The organism is Arthrobacter sp. sptzw32, assembly GCF_059089735.1.
The window spans coordinates 30,334-48,022 of sequence record NZ_JBNHEZ010000011.1 but is presented as its reverse complement, the minus strand read 5'-3'; the positions used below and the strand labels follow the sequence as shown (position 1 = coordinate 48,022).

Genomic DNA, 17,689 nt, shown 5'->3' with positions numbered 1-17,689 from the left:
ACGCTGGACCTCAGACAAAGAACTATTAGCACGCATGAAACTGCTCCCCGGAAGTCGAAAACTGAATTTCTCAGTCCAACTTCAGGGGAGCAGTTCAGACTGAGAGAGCGTTTTGGTTAAACCGACATTAAGTGAGAGAGCGTCACTGGGGCAGTACGAGTTCCCCGTCGACGCGGCGCGGAATACGCAGCGGGTTGCCCTCGTGCAGGGCCGGGTGCAGGACCGTCTCGGGCGCATCCTGGTACGCAACCGGACGCTGGAACCGGCGGACCGCCGTCGCGCCTACCGAGGTGAACAGCGAGGTGGTGGCCGGGTAGGGGCCGCCGTGCTGCTGTGCCCAGTTCACTGCCACACCGGTAGGCCAGCCGTCGAAGAGAACGCGGCCGGCGAGGCTGGACAGCTGCTCCACAAGGGCCGCTACGTCCTCGCCGGGCTGGGCGTGGACCGTGGCGGTCAGGCTGCCGGGCACCTTGGCCAGGACTGCGGAGAGTTCCTCCCGGTCCGTGTATTCAATGAGCATGGTGGTAGGGCCGAAGCACTCCTCCAGCAGTTCCTCGGGGTGCTCCAGGACCTTGGCGGCCGAGGTGGAGAAGACCACCGGGGCCGCCCCATCGGTCACGGCATTTTGGTCCACGCTGCCGCTGACCACATTCACGCCCTCCACTGCAGCGAAGCTGCGCAGGCCGTCGGGGTACGCCTCGGCGATCCGGCTGGTCAGCATACCCACGGCCGGTTTGCCCTTGCTGGCAACCGCCACTTTGGCGGCAAAGTCAGTTCCTGCCGGGATGAAGACCAGCCCTGGCCTGGTGCAGAACTGTCCGGCGCCAAGGGTGAAGGACGCTGCCAGGCCCTCCGCCAGCTGCCCGGACCGCTCCGCCAGGGCCGCCTCTGTGACAACCACCGGGTTCAGGCTGCCGAGTTCACCGTAGAACGGGATGGGCTCCGGGCGCGATGTTGCGAGGTCGAAGAGCGCCCGGCCGCCGGGGATGGAACCCGTGAAGCCCACCGCCTTGATGGCGGGATCCTGCACCAGCGCGGTTCCCACCTCGCGGCCGGTGACCAGGGCGAAGATGCCTTCGGGGGCACCGGCTGCACGCAGTGCATCGGCGGCTATCTCGGCGGTCCGCTCCGAGAGGCGCAGGTGGCCGGAGTGGGCCTTGACGATCACTGGGCAGCCTACGGCCAGCGCTGAGGCGGTGTCGCCACCAACCACCGAGAAGGCGAACGGGAAGTTTGACGCGGAGAACACCGCCACGGGGCCGATGGGGCGCAGGATGCGGCGCAGGTCCGGCTTGGGCGGGGTGGAGTTGGGATCCGCGTGGTCGATCACGGCTTCCAGGTAGGAACCCTCCGTGATCACGCGGGCGAACAGGCGCACCTGGCCGGTGGTCCTGGCCACTTCGCCGGTGAGGCGGGGTGCCCCCAGGCTCGTCTCGGAATCAGCGATCTCTACCAGCTCCGCGGCGTTGGCATCAAGCGCGTCAGCCACCGCGGTGAGCCACGCGGCCCGTTCGGCGTCGGAGGCTGCCGCAGAGATTTTGGCTGCCTCTGTGGCGGCGGCCGTCAGCCCGGACAGGGAAAGGGTTGCAGTAGTCACTTGGGGTACCTGTTCTTTATTGCTGGATTCGTAGGGTCTGCAGTGGTCGGCGGGCATGCCGCCGCAGCCTGCGCTGGCCTGCTAGCCCCCACCGTGGAAGCGGAAGCCGAGCCCGGGCTGGTCGGTAAGCGTCAGCCGGCTGTCGCTGAACCGGACCGGCGACGGGCCGGCCAGGATCCCCAGCTGCTCAAAGGACGCCTCCTCCACGTCCTCCACCAGGGTTGGCTCGGCAAGCGTCAAGGCCAGCTGGCCGGACAGCTCCGGGAGCAGGTGCGGCAGAACCTTAATGCTGTTGGTCCTGGCAAGCTCCACAATGCGCCGGAACGGTGTGATGCCACCCACCCGGATGATGTTCGGCTGAATGATGTCCACCGCCTCCGCTTCTATGAAATCCCGGAAGCGGTAGATGGTGTGCAGGTTTTCACCAAGGGCGATCGGCACCGGCGAGTGCTTGCGGAGCCTGCGGTACGCCCAGAGGTCGTCCGCCCGGATGGGCTCCTCGAGCCACTCCAGGCCGAAGCCGGCCAGGACGTCCAGTGCTTTGAGCGTAGTTGGCAGGTCCCAGCGCTGGTTGGCGTCAATCATCAGTTTCCGGTCCGGGCCCAGGACGGAGCGGACCGCGGCGACACGCTCGGCATCCTCGCGGATGTCGGGCTTGCCTACCTTGATTTTCACTGCCCGGTGCCCGGCCGCAACCCACCGCCGGGTCTGGGCTACCAGCTCTTCGAGGGTGTAGTGCAGGTTCACTCCGGAGCCGTACACCTCCGCGGACTCGTGGCGCTGGCCCAGGAGTCCGGTGAGGGAGGTATTGGCCCGGGAGGCCTGGAGGTCCCACAGCGCCAGGTCCACCCCGGCCATGGCAATGGTGGTCAGTCCCCCGCCGCCTGCCTCGTGCAGCCGTTTCCACACGGCGTCCCAGACCACTTCGGGGTTGGCCGGCAGCCCGGCGATGAACGGTGCAATGTCGTGGTCCAGCAGGGCTTTTACGGCATGGGGGCCGATGGTGGGCGTCCAGGAAAAACCATGCCCCGCACCGCCGTCGTCCGTTTGTATTTCCGTGACGATCACGTGGTTTTCCGGCGCCTCAGCACCCCAGCTGCGGCGCAGCGGAACCGTGATGAGCCGGGTGGATAGGCCCGTGATTCGCGGGCCGGTCCGGACAGCAACAGCTGCGGGGGCGCCCATCAGCGGCCGGCCAGCTCGTAGCCCTTGGCAAGGATGGCCTTCAGCTGCACCAGCTGCTCCTCGGTGGGGTCCACCAGCGGCGGGCGCACAGAGCCGACGGGAAGTCCACCGAGCCGCAGGCCCGCCTTGATCAGTGAAACGCCGAAGCCGGGGGTCTGGTCACGCAGGCGGACCAGGGGCGCGTAGAACCCTTCCAGCAGGGCATTGCGGCGGTCCTCGTCTCCTGAACTGTAGGCGTCGTAGTAGGCCTTGGCGATTTCCGGGGCCATGGCGAACGCAGCAGAGGAGTAGAGCGGGATGCCCAGGCCGCGGTAGGCGCCCTGGGTAAGCTCGGCGGTGAGCAGGCCGTTGAAGAAGGCAAAGTCATCCCGTCCGGCGGCGCGCACTGCGGAGACGATCTCCTGGGCGAGCCCAACATCGCCGAGGCCGTCCTTGAAGCCGATGACCTTCGGGTTGTCGGCCAGCCTGGCCATCGAATCAGCGGTGAACTTGGCGTTGCCCCGGTGGTAAACAATCACCGGGAGGCTGCTGGCGCCGGCCACCGCCTCGATGTACGCCACGAGCCCGTCGGTGGGTCCCGTGACGAGGTACGGCGGCAGGACCAGGAGGGCATCGGCGCCGGCTTCCTCGGCAACGCGGGCGGCCGCCAGGGCGTGGCCAAGCGGTCCCCCGGCGCCGGCTACTACGGGCACCTTTCCGGCAACAACCTCGACGGCGGCCGTCACCACGGTGCGTACCTCGTCAAGGCTGAGGGCGTGGAATTCGCCGGTGCCGCAGGCGGGGAAAACGCCGCCGGGGCCGAACGGGAGCCGGGAGCTGATGTGTTCCTTGAGCAGTTCCACATCAACGGCACCACTGGCGGTGAACGGGGTGACGGGAAAGAACAGTACGCCGTCGAATTTCATGGGGTCTCCTTGGCTCCGCTGCCGGCATTGACCAGCGCGGAGTTCTCGTCGTTGAGGGTGGGGCGGGACTTGAGTTCGGTACGCCAACTGCGCGTGGGGTGCCAGCCAAGGAGTTCCTGTGCTTTGGCGATGGAGAATGCCGGGCTGGTGCCGGTAAGCCCTGCACTGAGGGCTTCGCTTCCGGGCAGGAACCTGGGCATCAGTTCCGCCAGCGGGGTGGTGGCCAGGGCATCTGCGGCTCCAACAAAAAAGGTCTCTCCGTTGGGGATGGACGGCATTTTCGCCAGCAGCAGGTCCAGGAAGTCCGCCACGTCCCGTGCATCCACGTAGTTGAACAGGGCGGGTGCAGACAGGGAAGGATCCGCCAGCCGTTCGGCCAGGGTGTGGCCCTGCTGCGTCGGCGCGCCTGCCCATTCCTCCGGTGAGATGACGAAGCAGGGGCGGAAGGCCGCGTAGCGGATCTTTTCACCCTGTGCGGCAGCGAATGTCTGCACGGTCTGCTCGGCAATCAGCTTGGACAGCGCGTAGGCGTTCCAGGGCCGCGGCGGGGTCCGCTCATCCAGCGGGAACGACGGCGGCAGCCAACCCGCGGGCGAGCCGTAACCGAGCACCGTGGGGCTGCTGGCGGTCACGATCTTCGGCACGCCGACTTCGGTCGCAGCACTGATGACGGCAAAGGCGAGCCGCGTGTTCGTGCCGAAGATGACCTCCTCGGGCGCGCTGAACGGCACCGCTATTGCCGCAAGGTGGATGACGGCGTCGGGCGTAGTTTCCCGCAGGAGGCGGAGCGCCTCGCCCGGGGCGAGGAGGTCGGCGGTTTCCTGCACGACGCCGGCGGGCAGCTGGTCAGCCGGAACGGCGTCGCGGTCCACCGAGATGACGTGGTGGCCCTTTTCGGCGAGCCCGGCCACCACGCTGCGGCCCAGGCGGCCGGAGCCGCCAGTGACAAAGATCCTGCTCATGGTTGTTCCTTCGTTCGGGTTTCCTTGGCAGGAGTCAGTTGCCGCGGCGGAGGTCGACGCCGAGGTCCAGGTCCTCGATGCGCACAGGCAGGGAGGACTCAAGGGAGCGGTTGCCGGCGATGCCCACCGAGACCGAGCGCAGCCCGTCCAGGTAGCCGGAGGGGCGTCCCAGCGGGTCCTCGCCCGGGCCGTTGAAGAGATCCGAGAGGAGGAGCTCGTCACCGCCGCCGTGGCCGCCTTCTCCGTTAACAATCGGCACCTCATAGGCGGCTTCCCAGTGGCGCTGGACCACGAGGCGTTCACCGTTACGGCGGATGGCGTCATCCTCTTCGATGGGTGTTGCGCTCGGGTCCACCACGGTCTTCTTGTCCGTGCTGGAGTGGACCGCTGCGCGTTCCACGACCTCCAGTTCGGCACGGCCTTCGGTGCCGTTGACCGCCACGCGGTAGCCCTCCCACGGGCTGTGGGCGTTCAGTGAATAGCTCAGGCGCGGGCCGCCCCCGTACTCCACCACCAGCGCGAGGTTGTCCTCAATAGTGATGCCGCCGGTGAAGACGTCCTGGTCACGGCGGTAGCCGTCGAAGTGCTCGTTGTCCAGGAACAGGGCCTTGAGCCGCTCGTCCTCCCGCAGGTCCAGCGTGAAGGGATCCTTTTCGGCGGTGGCCGGCGCGTCGGCGTCGGGCGTGCCGCGTTCGGGACGGGGACCCAGGCCGCGCTCGGCGGCGTTCTTGTCACCGTAGAACTTCAGGCCGCCGGAGGCGAATACCTTCTCGGGGACGTCGTCGATCCACCAGTTAACGAGGTCGAAGTGGTGGGAGGCCTTGTGGATCAGCAGGCCGCCGGAGTTCTTCTTCTCCCGGTGCCAGCGGCGGAAGTAGTCCGCACCGTGCACCGTGTCCAGGACCCAGCTGAAGTCGATGGACGTGACCTTGCCGATCACGCCGCTCTGGATGATTTCCTTGAGGGCGCTGTTGCGCGGCGAGTAGCGGTAGTTGAAGGTGACCACCACGTTGCGGCCCGTTTCGTGCACAGCCTGGGTGATGCGGCGGCAGCCCTCGGCGTCAATGGTGAGGGGCTTTTCAACGACGACGTCGGCCCCTGCGCGGAGTGACTCAACGATGTAGTCAGCGTGCGTGTAGTCCGGCGTGGTCACTACAACGCGGTCGATGTTGTTGTGCTGGATGAACGCGGTAAGTTCCGCGGGGTCGAACGACGCCACAGGACCCGGCGCACCAAGTTCCTGGGTGAGCTTTTGATAAAACTCCACGCGTCCGGGGTTCACGTCGGAGAACGCCACCAGCTCGGCGGTTTCAGCGTGCTTGCCGAAGATGGCGCGGATATACATCTCGGAACGGCCGCCGGTGCCGATCAAGGCGATCCGCGCTTTACCCTTCCGTCCTGCGGCCCCGACAGCGGCGTCGGCGGCGGCTGGTGAAGCCTCTCCGGCAGTAGTTGATTCGGCTGTGTTGACCATGAAGGGTCCCTTTCCAAAGCTGTTACCCGGCCGATCCGGCGGCCTCTGGGGTTCGAAGCGGAGCGCAATCCTGCATCGCGCAAGAAAGCGTTTTCTCACGTTCCTAATACGTTTGTACCAACCTGGGCACGTATCCGTCAACCATTATCAATGGCGGAAGAAAACGGTTTCTGCTGCGCTGAACCGGCGCGGCTCGGCCCCACGACCTAAAAGTTGTGGGAAAACTCGGGAAAGGAGTAGAAATCGCTTTCCCGGGCCGGTATATGCTTTCTTTCAATACCCCGCCGGCACAGGCGGCAGAACCTGCCCACGGGCAGCACATCGGTGCAGGGCTGGACCCCGCCGAGTTGAAGAAGGGACCGTCATGGCCAGGAGATCGGCAACCGGCAGGATCGGGATCGCGGACGTGGCGGTCAAAGCTGGGGTGTCCCATGCCACGGTGTCCCGTGTCATGAACGGCAACTTCACTGTGGACCCGGACATCGCGTCCCGGGTCCGGGCTGCGGCGGCGGAGTTGAAGTACCAGCCCAACCCGGTGGGCCGCAGCCTGGCCCTGGGCAAGACCGACACCATCGGCATCGTGGTGCCGGACCTGGCGAACCCCACTTTCCAGGCAATCCTGCGCGGACTGAGCCGGGCTGCCGCCCAGGACGGTTACCGCGTTCTAATAGCCGATTCCTTTGAGGTGTCCAGCGAAGAAACAATCCTCGCCGGGGAGGCCCGCCGGCGGTGCGATGGCCTGGTCCTGTGTGCACCGCGCATGAGCGATTCAGAACTGGAGGAGATTGCACCCTCACTCCACCCCCTGGTGCTGATCAACCGCACCACGTCAGCCGCGGGGGTACCCGGCCTGGTGGTGGATTACGGGCGGGGGGTTCAGGACATCGCAGAGCACCTGGTGGACCTGGGCCACACCCGCTTGGCATTCCTGGCGGGGCCGCCGCGAAGTGCTTCCAACGGCATGCGACTCCAGGGCCTGGAGGCGTTCAAGGCGGCCCATCCGCAGGTGGACGTCCGGATGCTTGAAGGCGGTTCGGACTTTGACACCGGGCACGACGCCGTGGACGCCGTACTGGAAAGCGGCGCCACCGGAATTCTTGCCTTCAATGACCTGGTGGCCATGGGCCTGATGAGCGGGCTGCACGAACGGGGCCTCGACGTTCCCGGCGACATCTCGGTGACCGGGTTCGACGACATCCCGTTTGCCAAATACACCACCCCCGCCCTCACCACGGCCGCCGTTCCCATTACTGAACTGGGCGAGCAGGCCTGGCACCAGCTGCGCGCGCTGATCCGCAAGGAAGACAATGCCGCGCCCGGCAGCCGTTACCAGCCGCGCCTCCAAGTGCGGGCCAGCAGCGGCCCGGCCAAGGCTCCCCGTTCAACGGTTCACGGCTAAACGCCCGGCAAGGACTGGGCCGGGGGTTTCATGAGCACGTCCACGAACTGGGCGAGCCCCTCTGCCATGTCAACCTCTTTGTCATAAAGCCACTGCAGCTGCAGTCCGTCAAAGACAGCCACCACTAACCGCGCAAGCGCCGTTGGCGGGAGGTCGCGGCGCACCTCTCCGGCGGCCTGGCGTCGTTCAATATCCTCGCCCAGGGTTTCCACCAGCATGGCATAACGCTCCTGGAAGTACCCGTGCGAATCATGCCCGGGATCGTTGGCAGTGGCTGATGCCACGGCATAGAGCGTGGTGAGGCCCGGCTCCCGACGGTTCCGTTCGGCGACCGGCACCAGCAACCCCAAACCGACTTCATCCTCATCGCTCTCCGCAACTCCACGCCGATCCCTTTCCGCCAGCACTGCAGTGAGCAACTCCTGCTTGCCCCGGAAGTAGTGGAAAAGGGTGGCTTCCTTTACTCCCACCAGCTCTGCCACCCGCTTCAAGGCCGTCCCTTCAAAGCCTTCGGTGGCGAAAACGTCGGTTGCGGTCTGGATGATCTGCTCGCGGCGTTCCGCCCCTTTTGCGTACTGGCCACGGGGCTTTGATGAAGGCATTTGGCAAGTCTATTTCACCACCGTTGGAAAAAATCTAGTCAGACTCGGTTTTTGTCTGTACCATCGTTTCGGGACCCAACGGAGGGTCACTTTTTTGTCAGGAGGCAACGTGGCCAACGAGACCACTATCGAAGATTCCGCAGCACCGCCTGTACGCGGTTCTTCCAGCAGCAATGTTTCAACCGTTCCCTCCCCGGGAGCACCCACCAGGACACCCCGCGCCTATGTGATCGGCATGCCGATCGCCAGTGCAGGTCTGTGGATGGCCGTTCTGGCCCCGGCACTGGTGGTGCTGGCCATCAAGGTCGCAGAGATCACCACGCCGGAGACCCGCGCCGGCGCGCTCAGTCTGGTAGCTGGTGTCGGCGCCTTGATCGCCCTGCTAGCCAACCCGTTCTTCGGCCGGCTGAGCGACCGCACCACGTCCAGGTTCGGCATGCGCAAACCCTGGATCATCGGTGGATCCATCGTGGGCATGGGTTCCCTGGTCCTGCTCGGGTCAGCCACAAACGTCCCCAGCGTGCTGGCGGCCTGGATCCTGGCGCAGCTGAGCTTCAACGCTGCGCTGGCGGCGCTGGTAGCAACCTTGCCGGACCAGACGGCCCCGGCCGAGCGCGGACGCCTGTCCGGCCTGATTGGAATGACACTGCCGATCGGTCTGGTGGCCGCAGCCTACTTCGCCCAGCTCTTCGACAACGCCTTTCAGATGGCGGTCGTGCCGGGTGCCGTAGGAACAGCTATCGCGATCGCGTTTGCCTTCACCTTCAAGGACCGAGTCCTTACCCAGAAGCCTGCACCGCTGAACCTAAAGGAAATCGCCAGGTCCTTTTACTTCAACCCCCGCGCCTACCCGGGCCTGGGATGGGCCTGGTTCACCAAATTCCTGGTGTACATGGGCTACTGCGCAGGTCTGCTCTACCTGCCGTATTTCTTCATCGACCACCTCAAAGTTCCTGAAGCAGATGTCACCGGCCTGGTCTTCCAGGCAACCCTGGTCAGCGCGGCTGGCACCGTTATCAGCAGCCTCGCGGGCGGCTGGATCAGCGACAAGATCGGCAAGCGCAAGGGAATGGTTATCGCATCGGCGATCATCCTGATGGCCGGCCTGATCATCATCGCCACCAGCACCACCACCGATCAGGTCCTTGTTGGCCAGGCTGTTGCCGGTCTCGGCCTGGGCTGCTTCGGAGCTGTTGACGTCGCCCTGATCGCAGACCTGCTGCCCAAGGACCAGAGCGAGAACGCGAAGACCTTCGGCGTCTTCAACATCGCCCAGGCACTGCCCCAGTCACTGGTGCCCGCCCTTGCGCTGCCTGTGATCACGCTGGGTGGTTACCCCGCCCTCTTCATCAGCGGGGCCGTTGTCGGCATCATCGGCGCCGTTCTCGTCACCCGCATCAAAGGAGTCAAGTAAATGAACCCCACCCTTTCCCCAGCTATCACGGCACCGGCCGCCGGTTCCCCGGACGCTGAAGCGCGCATCCGCGAGCTCGCCGAAAGCCTTCCGCTCGAACAGCAGATCCAGTTGCTGACCGGCGCCGATGTATGGGCCACCCATGCCCTTCCCTCGATCGGCCTGTCCCGGGTTGTCCTCTCCGACGGTCCTTCCGGCGTCCGGGGCGAAGACTTCGATGAGCGCCACGACTCCGTCTCACTGCCGTCCTCGTCCGCGCTGTCCGCAGCGTGGAGCGTGGAATTGGCGCACCGCTACGGACAGGTCCTGGGCCAGGAAGCCCGCCGCAAGGGCGTGCACGCCGTACTCGGGCCCACCATCAACCTTCACCGCTCCCCGCTGGGCGGCCGGCACTTTGAGTGCATGAGTGAGGACCCGCGACTGACGGCAACCGTAGCTGCGGGGTACGTTGCGGGCGTTCAATCGATGGGCGTCGGCGCCACCCCCAAGCACTACCTTGCCAACGAGGCCGAGACGGACCGTTTCACCGCCGATTCCGTGGTTGACGAGCGTCCTCTGCGCGAGCTGTACCTGGCCGCCTTCGAGGACGCCATCACCGACGCCCGCGCCTGGCTGGTCATGAGCTCCTACAACTCCATTAACGGCACCACGGCCAGTGAGAACGAGCTCCTGAAGACGCCGCTGTCCACCGAATGGGGCTTTGACGGCGTGGTCGTTTCAGATTGGACGGGCGTCCGCTCTGTCGAGGCGGCGAACGCAAACCAGGACCTGGAGATGCCGGGACCGGTAGGACACTGGGGCCCCAAGCTGCTGGCAGCAGTGAATGAGGGGCGCGTCAGCCGTGCCGCCATCCTTGAGAAGGTCATCCGCATCCTCCGGCTCGCCGCCCGCGTGGGTTCCCTCGAAGGAGTCACCCCCGCCGTCACGGAAGTGCCGGCACCGCTCAACGCGGCCGCCGTCGCGCGTGAAGTGGCCGTCCGCGGCGCGGTCCTGGTCCGCAACAGGGACGCGCTGCTGCCCCTCAATCCATCGGCACTCACCAGCATCGCGGTCAGCGGACACAACGCCGAGGAAGCCCGCACCCAGGGCGGCGGCAGCGCCACCGTCATGCCCAAGTACACGGTTTCGCCCCTGGACGGGCTCCGCGAAGCGCTGCCGGAAGGCGTCAGCGTCAGCTACGCGCGCGGCGCGAAGGTGGCCGAAGGGCTGCAGGCCTTCCCCCGCACCTCCCTGCACAACCCGGTATCCGGAGTTCCCGGCATGCGGGTGACCTTCCTGGCGGAGGACGGCTCAGTAATCTCGGGGGAGGACCGGCTGGCATCGCACCTCATCTGGTTTGGCGTCGGTATCCCGGAGGGTGCTGCCGCCATCCGCATGGAAGCGGACTGGACCGCCCCTACGGCGGGCCTCCACCACCTGGGCGTCGGCACCGTGGGACAGATCCGGTTGTCGCTGAAGGGCGACGAGGTGTTCAACGGGGACATTGAGGATGACACCGACGTGCTCGGAGCAGCCCTCTTCGATCCGCCCAAGACGGTACACGCCGTGGAAACTGCTGCCGGTGAAAGCGTTCGGATCGAGGCTGTCTACGAACTGCCGAAGCAGCAGGTCATCCCGTTCACCGCCATCCTCCTTGGTGAGGAAACCGTGGTGGATGACGCACAGGCCGAAATTGACGCCGCAGTGGAGGCCGCCAAGGCCGCCGACGTTGCTGTTGTGGTGGTCGGAACCAGCGCCGCCATCGAATCCGAGGGCTTCGACCGCAAGGATTTGGACCTCCCCGGCCACCAGAACCAACTGGTGGAAGCTGTCGCCGCCGCCAACCCGCGCACAGTAGTCGTGGTGAACTCCGGCTCGCCGGTCCTGATGCCGTGGCTCGACAAAGTGGGAGCAGTCCTGCTGGGGTGGTTCGGCGGCCAGGAATTCGGCCGCGCCATTGCGGACATCCTGCTCGGCGCCGAGGAGCCCGGCGGCCGCCTGCCCACCACCTGGCCCGCCGCACTTGAGGACGTGCCCGTGCTCAACACCACCCCGGTGGACGGAAAGGTGGTCTACTCCGAAGGCATCCACGTCGGCTACCGGGCCTGGCTCAAGCAGCAGGCCGAAGGCGGTGCCGCCCCGGCCCTGCCCTTTGGCTACGGACTCGGCTACACCTCCTTTGAGCTGTGCGCTCCGCATGCACCCCAATCGGTGAAGGCCGGCCATGATGTGACGGTTCACGTTCCAGTCCGCAATACCGGCAACCGCTCCGGCCGCGAAGTGGTCCAGGTGTACCTGGAGCGCACGGAAACCGCGGTGGAACGCCCCGTCCGGTGGCTGGCAGGGTACGCGGGAACGCACCTGGCGCCGGGCGGCACGGAGAGTGTTGAGATCCGGCTTCCGGCCCGGTCCTTCGCCCATTACGACGGCGGCTGGCAATTTGAGCCGGGCACGTTCCGGATCCTCGTGGGCCGCCACTCGGCTGATGATTTCCAGGCGTTGGACATCGACCTGCGCTAACAGCCCTTCCCTGCACACCCCGCGCTACGGCCGGGCTGGCTCCGGACCGCCGGAAGCCAGCCCGGCCTCTTTGTAGTAGCCCTCGATGTGTTCAGCCACCAGCCTGGCCGCCCGTTCGCCGTCGTCATTCTGCACTGCTGCGAGGATGCCATGGTGCTCGGCCCGCAGCCGGGCCGCTGTGGCATCCCAGTCCGGCAGGTTGGCAGTGAACCGGGAGGCGTAGCCGGTGATGGATTCACGCAGTGACCCCATCATGGCGCTGACCACTGCGTTGCCCGCGGCGTCGGCAAGGGCCAGGTGGAAGCGGACATCCAGTGCCAGGAACTCCTCCACCCCTACCGCCGCATCCATCTTGTCCAGGAGCCCTGCTGCGCCTGCGAGTTCCGGCGAGCCAGGCTTGGCGTGCGCCACCGCCCACGACTCGAGGAGCATGCGCGTTTCCACGATGTCCGCCACGGGAAGGTGCTGGGTGGCAACGTGCAGCCGCAGCGCAGAACCCAATGCCGCCGTCGGATCCGAAATGACTACAGTTCCCGCCTCGGGGCCTGACCCGACCCCGGCCCGGACCACGCCCATGGCCTCCAGAATCCGGATGGCTTCCCGAACAGATGTCCGGGACACCTGCAGCTTCTCGGCGAGGGATCGCTCGGCGGGCAGCCGGCCACCCACAGCCAAACGCCCTTCCGAAAGCTCGTTCTCGATCCAGGCAAGGACAAGCTGATGCGTTTTCATGGAGCAATAGTAGTTGATGTGGTTGGACCACATGGCCTACAGTGTGGTTAGACCACAGAACGGCTTGCCCGGTAGCAAGACCTGTCACCGGCCCAACGGAGGATGCCATGACCCACACCATTCAGCCCCATAACCCGGAGCTCACGCCTGCTCCGGAGGCCGCGGATGTTCCGGCAACGCCGGCAGCCGCTGTGACCCCGGCAGGCGCTGCTTCCGCCGCCCCCGCGGCACTGAAGCGCCGAATCCCCAAGTACTCGGACCTGGCTCCCCTGATGCAGTTCAAGAAGCCGGAGTTCAGCAAAGAAGCCCGGCTCAAGCGCGCCAGCACGGTGTGGGAACTGCGGGACATCGCCAAGCGCCGCACCCCGCAGGCACCCTTTGATTACACCGACGGCGCAGCCGAAGAGGAAATCACCCTTCGCCGGGCCCGCCAGGCCTTCCTGGACATCGAATTCCGTCCGGGCATCCTGCGGAACGTCTCCGCCATCGACCTGACCACGGAAATCCTCGGCAAGCCGTCCCGCCTCCCGGTGGGCATCGCCCCCACCGGCTTCACCCGCATGATGCAGTCCGAAGGGGAGTACGCCGGGTCCCAGGCTGCTGAAGCCGCCGGAATCCCCTACACGCTCTCCACCATGGGCACCGCTTCCATTGAGGACGTGGCAGCAGCCGCCCCGAACGGCCGCAACTGGTTCCAGCTTTACCTGTGGACGGACCGCGACCGCTCGCTGGAACTCATCGAGCGGGCCGCCAAAGCCGGCAACGACACCCTGATGGTTACCGTGGACACGGCGGTGGCCGGCGCCCGGCTCCGCGACGTCCGCAACGGCATGACTATCCCGCCGGCGCTCACCATCAAGACCGTCCTGGACGCCTCCTATCGCCCGGCCTGGTGGTTCAACTTCCTCACCCACGAGCCGCTGACGTTCGCATCGCTGTCCCGCTACACGGGCACCGTTGCCGACCTGATCAACTCCATGTTCGACCCCACCCTCACCTTCGAGGACCTGGACTGGCTGCGCGAAACCTGGAAGGGCAAGCTGGTGGTTAAGGGCATCCAGACCGTCGAGGACGCCCGCCGGGTGGTCGACCACGGCGCAGACGGCATAATTCTTTCCAACCACGGCGGCCGCCAGCTGGACCGGGCCCCCATTCCGTTCCACCTGCTCCCCGAGGTCAAGCAGGCATTCACCGCGGACAACACCGACGCCGCGATCATGCTGGACACCGGCATCATGAGCGGTGCCGACATCGTGGCGGCCCTGGCCCTCGGCGCGGACTTCACGCTGATCGGCCGCGCCTACCTTTACGGCCTGATGGCGGGCGGCCGCGCAGGCGTTGACCGCACCATCCAGATCCTCGAGAAGGACATGACCCGCACCATGGCCCTGCTGGGTGTCAGCAAAATCTCCGAGCTGACCCCGGAGCACGTGCGGCTGCTCCACAAGTAGGCGCCGCTGAGTTGAGTTAAGGGGCTACTTTTTCCGGCCGAACTTGGGGAGGTTGGGCAGGTTCGCCAGCAGGTCGGCTGCCTTGGTGGCCGCCCGGCCCACGGTCCGGCCGATCTGCTGGGGCACCCTGTCATCGCTGAGCGGGGCAACAGTTCCGCCCGGAATGACGACGGCGGGACTCAGGTCGGTGCCGTCCGGCGCCAGCACACCGGCGGAGACAGCGTCAGCGGCCACTGCGTCGGCTGTAAGGTCTTCCCGCGCCGTAGAGGCAGGAGCCGAAGAGGCAGGAGCCGGAGAATCCCCATCCGGGGTCGAGGCAACAGTTGCAGGTGCCGGCGGAGCGGAAGCCGCGGCGCCGACGTCGAATGTTTCGAGCCAGCTGGCAATCCCCTCCAGCGGCTTGCGGTTCAGCGCGTAGTAGCGCTTCTGGCCCTGGGCCCGCATGCTCACCAGCTGGGCTTCCCGCAGGACCTTCAGGTGCTTGGAAATGGTGGGCTGGCTCGCCGCCAATTCCTCCACGAGCTCCCCCACAGCCTTGTCCCCTGATCGAAGGGAGGTCAGGATGTCCCGACGGGTCGATTCCGCAATGACGGCAAATACGTCGTCTGTCACCATGCCTCCCACCCTAGCGACATATGCCTCGAAAGGCATCAACTATTTCGCCCGGCACGGGGCACGTGGAGGAGAATTACGTTAGTCGAACCAAGGATCAAGTCCGTGCAGCGGAAAGACTGCCTTGCGGGTGGCCATAACGGTGCGGTCCACGGCGTCGTTGGGATCAAACCCCACTTCCCAGGACCGCCACCACAGCTCCACGTCGTCGCCCATCAGCCCGGGGGTGGCGGTGCCGAACTTTTCCTCGACGTACCTTCGCCAGTCCTCGGGAACGGCCGTCCGCAGCGGCACCGGCCTGCCCGCGGCAATGGCGATCAGGTGGCTCCAGGATCTCGGCACCACGTGCAGCACGTTGTACCCGCCACCGCCAGTAGCAATCCAGCGGTTGCCGCAGTAGCGGGCGGCAAGATTCCCGACGGCGGTTGCCGCCTCCCGCTGCCCGTCAACACTGAGGTTGAGGTGCGTGAGCGGGTCCGACCGGTGCGAATCACAGCCGTGCTGGCTCACGATCACCTCGGGCTCGAACGCTGCCACCAGTTGGGGCACCACGGCATGGAAGGCCCTAAGCCAGCCGGCGTCTCCTGTCCCTGACGGCAAGGCGATGTTGACCGCAGTCCCCTCCGCGTTGGGTCCGCCGATTTCATTGGCGAAGCCGGTCCCGGGGAACAATGTGAGTCCGCTCTCGTGCAAGGACAAGGTGAGTACCCGGGGGTCGTCCCAGAAGATGCTTTCCGTCCCATCCCCGTGGTGGGCGTCGACGTCGATGTACGCCACTTTGCGGATGCCGCCGTCGAGCAGTTTCTGCACAGCAAGCGCGGCATCGTTGTAGATGCAGAACCCGCTGGCCTTGTCACGGGCGGCGTGGTGCATGCCGCCGCCGAAGTTCACCGCGTGCAAAGTTGATCCCTCCAGGATCTGGGTAGCGGCCAGCAGGGAGCCGCCCGCCAGCCTCGCTGCGGCCTCATGCATGCCGGCAAAAGCGGGATCGTCCTCAGTTCCCAGGCCCCGGAGCTCGTCCGCCGCGTAGGGGTCCTCACTGACCCTGCGGACCGCGGCCACGAATTCAGCCGAATGCACGGACTCCAGCTCGCCGTCGGTGGCGATCTCCGGCGCTGCCACTGCCAGGTGCTCCAGGTCGAAAAGTCCCAGGCTTTGCGCAAGGCGGGCCGTGAGGTCCATCCGTTCGGGCGCCATCGGGTGCCCCGGACCGAAGTTGTAAGCGGTCATGTCAGCGCCCCACACCACCGTCGTCGGCGGCGCGGGCTTGCTAAGACCGGGCAAATATGTCATCAATCACAGGCTACCCGAGCCTGCACCCGTTCCTGCCCGGCCATTACGCGGGCATAAGTGGTTTACTACTGAGGGAAGCCAAACAAACCGAGGAAAAGCCACACATGACGCAAAGCCAGTCGAGGCCCCGGAACCCGGCCAGCTGGCATCCCGCGCAGGAGCGGGAGGGCCTCTGGGTTCTTACACAGCTCCGCGACTTCATCGACGATATTGCCAACACGTCGCCCGCCAGGCTTGCCCTGAGCGCGTTCGCTGCGGTGTGTCTTGTGTTCACGTTCCTGCTGTCCCTGCCCATCTCCTCGGCCGCCGGCGTCGTCACGCCGCCGCACCAGGCTTTGTTCACGGCCGTCTCGGCGGTCTGCGTCACCGGCCTGACGGTTGTTTCGACAGCGGTGCACTGGTCCTTCTTCGGGCAGCTGGTAATCCTGGTCGGCATATTCATCGGTGGCCTTGGAACGCTGACACTCGCATCGCTGCTGGCGTTGATGGTGAGCAAGCGCCTTGGGGTCCGCGGAAAAATCATTGCTGCCGAATCGATGAACAACGCAGGCCGGCTGGGCGAGGTGGGTACCCTGCTGCGGATCGTCATCACCACGTCCGTGGTCATCGAAGCCATCCTTGCGCTTGCCCTGATCCCGCGGTTCCTCACCCTGGGCGAACCCTTCTGGCAGTCCGTGTGGCATGGCATCTTCTACGCCATTTCAGCCTTCAACAACGCCGGTTTCACGCCGCATTCGGACGGCATCGTTCCCTACGAAACGGACCTGTGGATCCTCGTCCCCCTGATGCTGGGCGTGTTCCTGGGCAGCCTCGGCTTTCCCGTGGTGATGGTCCTGCAGCAGAACGGCCTGAACTGGAAAAAGTGGAACCTGCACACCAAGCTCACCATTCAGGTCTCCTTCATACTGCTCCTGGCAGGAACGTTCCTGTGGGGGCTGATGGAGTGGGACAACAGCCGCACCATCGGCAGGATGGATTTGGGGGAAAAGTTCACCCATGCGCTCTTCGCGTCGGTGATGACGCGGTCCGGCGGATTCAACCTGGTGGACCAGAACCAGATGGAGTCCACCACCATGCTCCTGACCGACGCACTGATGTTTGCCGGCGGCGGTTCAGCCTCGACGGCGGGCGGCATCAAAGTGACCACCATCGCCGTGATGTTTTTGGCCATCGTGGCGGAAGCCCGCGGTGACGCCGACGTGAAGGTCTACGGCAGGACCATTCCGCAGGGCACCATGCGGGTTGCCATCTCGGTCATTGTTGCAGGAGCCACCTTGGTTTCCGTGTCCGCGTTCCTGCTGCTCCAGATCAGTGGAGCGTCTTTGGACCGCGTCCTGTTCGAAACCATCTCCGCCTTCGCCACGGTGGGCCTGAGCACCAACCTCAGTGCCGAGCTGCCGCCGTCGGGTGTTTATGTCCTGACCGCTCTGATGTTCATGGGCCGCGTGGGCACCGTGACCCTTGCCGCCGCCCTGGCCCTGCGCCAGCGCAGCCAGCTGTACCACTATCCCGAAGAGAGGCCCATCATTGGCTAGTTCCCCAGACGCCCCCAGGCGCCCCGCCC

Annotated in this window: 14 protein-coding genes; 5 read left to right on the top strand and 9 right to left on the bottom strand. The window is 65.8% G+C overall.

Translation table 11 applies throughout. The features are described 5' to 3' along the window. Positions 1 to 142: 142 nt before the first annotated feature. The 5 genes from AC5RVN_RS17110 to AC5RVN_RS17090 form a co-directional block, all read right to left on the bottom strand. Entirely contained in the window at positions 143 to 1,597 is a 1,455-nt protein-coding gene (locus AC5RVN_RS17110) for an aldehyde dehydrogenase (NADP(+)) (protein ID WP_494138725.1), read from the bottom strand. A gap of 81 nt (positions 1,598 to 1,678) precedes the next feature. Beyond that, positions 1,679 to 2,782 (bottom strand): mandelate racemase/muconate lactonizing enzyme family protein, encoded by a 1,104-nt coding sequence (locus AC5RVN_RS17105; RefSeq protein ID WP_494138724.1) that lies wholly within the window; start codon positions 2,780 to 2,782, stop codon positions 1,679 to 1,681. Then, positions 2,782 to 3,687: a 5-dehydro-4-deoxyglucarate dehydratase gene (locus tag AC5RVN_RS17100; protein WP_494105349.1), complete on the bottom strand. Its 906-nt coding sequence runs from the start codon at positions 3,685 to 3,687 to the stop codon at positions 2,782 to 2,784. Before AC5RVN_RS17100 ends, AC5RVN_RS17105 begins: the two co-directional genes overlap by 1 nt. Continuing rightward, positions 3,684 to 4,649, bottom strand: a complete 966-nt coding sequence (locus AC5RVN_RS17095; protein WP_494138723.1) for an NAD-dependent epimerase/dehydratase family protein — start codon at positions 4,647 to 4,649, stop codon at positions 3,684 to 3,686. Before AC5RVN_RS17095 ends, AC5RVN_RS17100 begins: the two co-directional genes overlap by 4 nt. Positions 4,650 to 4,683: 34 nt before the next feature. After that, a complete protein-coding gene (locus AC5RVN_RS17090; protein WP_494138722.1) occupies positions 4,684 to 6,123 on the bottom strand; it encodes a Gfo/Idh/MocA family oxidoreductase in 1,440 nt (479 codons plus the stop codon). Between the two features lie 364 nt (positions 6,124 to 6,487). On the opposite strand from AC5RVN_RS17090, the gene AC5RVN_RS17085 reads away from it, so the two are divergent. Further along, positions 6,488 to 7,522 carry a LacI family DNA-binding transcriptional regulator gene (locus AC5RVN_RS17085; RefSeq protein WP_494138721.1) on the top strand — a complete coding sequence of 345 codons (1,035 nt, stop codon included), beginning with the start codon at positions 6,488 to 6,490 and terminating at the stop codon, positions 7,520 to 7,522. On the opposite strand, the gene AC5RVN_RS17080 is transcribed toward AC5RVN_RS17085, so the two are convergent. Beyond that, positions 7,519 to 8,124 carry a TetR/AcrR family transcriptional regulator gene (locus AC5RVN_RS17080; RefSeq protein WP_494138720.1) on the bottom strand — a complete coding sequence of 202 codons (606 nt, stop codon included), beginning with the start codon at positions 8,122 to 8,124 and terminating at the stop codon, positions 7,519 to 7,521. The two genes, AC5RVN_RS17085 and AC5RVN_RS17080, sit on opposite strands and share 4 nt — an antisense overlap. A gap of 109 nt (positions 8,125 to 8,233) precedes the next feature. Between AC5RVN_RS17080 and AC5RVN_RS17075 the strand changes: the two genes are divergently transcribed. After that, the gene (locus tag AC5RVN_RS17075) at positions 8,234 to 9,538 is read left to right on the top strand and encodes an MFS transporter (RefSeq protein WP_494138719.1); all 1,305 of its coding nucleotides are present in this window, start codon (positions 8,234 to 8,236) and stop codon (positions 9,536 to 9,538) included. Then, a complete protein-coding gene (locus tag AC5RVN_RS17070) occupies positions 9,539 to 12,037 on the top strand; it encodes a beta-glucosidase family protein (protein WP_494138718.1) in 2,499 nt (832 codons plus the stop codon). Between the two features lie 24 nt (positions 12,038 to 12,061). Here AC5RVN_RS17070 and AC5RVN_RS17065 read toward each other — a convergent pair whose 3' ends face one another. Next, a complete protein-coding gene (locus AC5RVN_RS17065; RefSeq protein ID WP_494138717.1) occupies positions 12,062 to 12,769 on the bottom strand; it encodes a FadR/GntR family transcriptional regulator in 708 nt (235 codons plus the stop codon). A gap of 107 nt (positions 12,770 to 12,876) precedes the next feature. Here AC5RVN_RS17065 and AC5RVN_RS17060 point away from each other — a divergent pair, with 107 nt between their 5' ends. Next, positions 12,877 to 14,220 carry an alpha-hydroxy acid oxidase gene (locus AC5RVN_RS17060; protein ID WP_494138716.1) on the top strand — a complete coding sequence of 448 codons (1,344 nt, stop codon included), beginning with the start codon at positions 12,877 to 12,879 and terminating at the stop codon, positions 14,218 to 14,220. A gap of 24 nt (positions 14,221 to 14,244) precedes the next feature. Here the strand turns inward: AC5RVN_RS17060 and AC5RVN_RS17055 are convergent, their stop codons facing one another. Beyond that, entirely contained in the window at positions 14,245 to 14,835 is a 591-nt protein-coding gene (locus AC5RVN_RS17055; RefSeq protein ID WP_494138715.1) for an ArsR/SmtB family transcription factor, read from the bottom strand. A gap of 78 nt (positions 14,836 to 14,913) precedes the next feature. Next, on the bottom strand, positions 14,914 to 16,125 hold the full coding sequence (locus AC5RVN_RS17050) for an acetoin utilization protein AcuC (protein ID WP_494138714.1): 1,212 nt from the start codon (positions 16,123 to 16,125) through the stop codon (positions 14,914 to 14,916). A 104-nt stretch (positions 16,126 to 16,229) separates the two neighbouring features. Between AC5RVN_RS17050 and AC5RVN_RS17045 the strand changes: the two genes are divergently transcribed. Then, on the top strand, positions 16,230 to 17,660 hold the full coding sequence (locus tag AC5RVN_RS17045) for a TrkH family potassium uptake protein (RefSeq protein WP_494041465.1): 1,431 nt from the start codon (positions 16,230 to 16,232) through the stop codon (positions 17,658 to 17,660). The last annotated feature ends 29 nt before the right edge of the window (positions 17,661 to 17,689 follow it).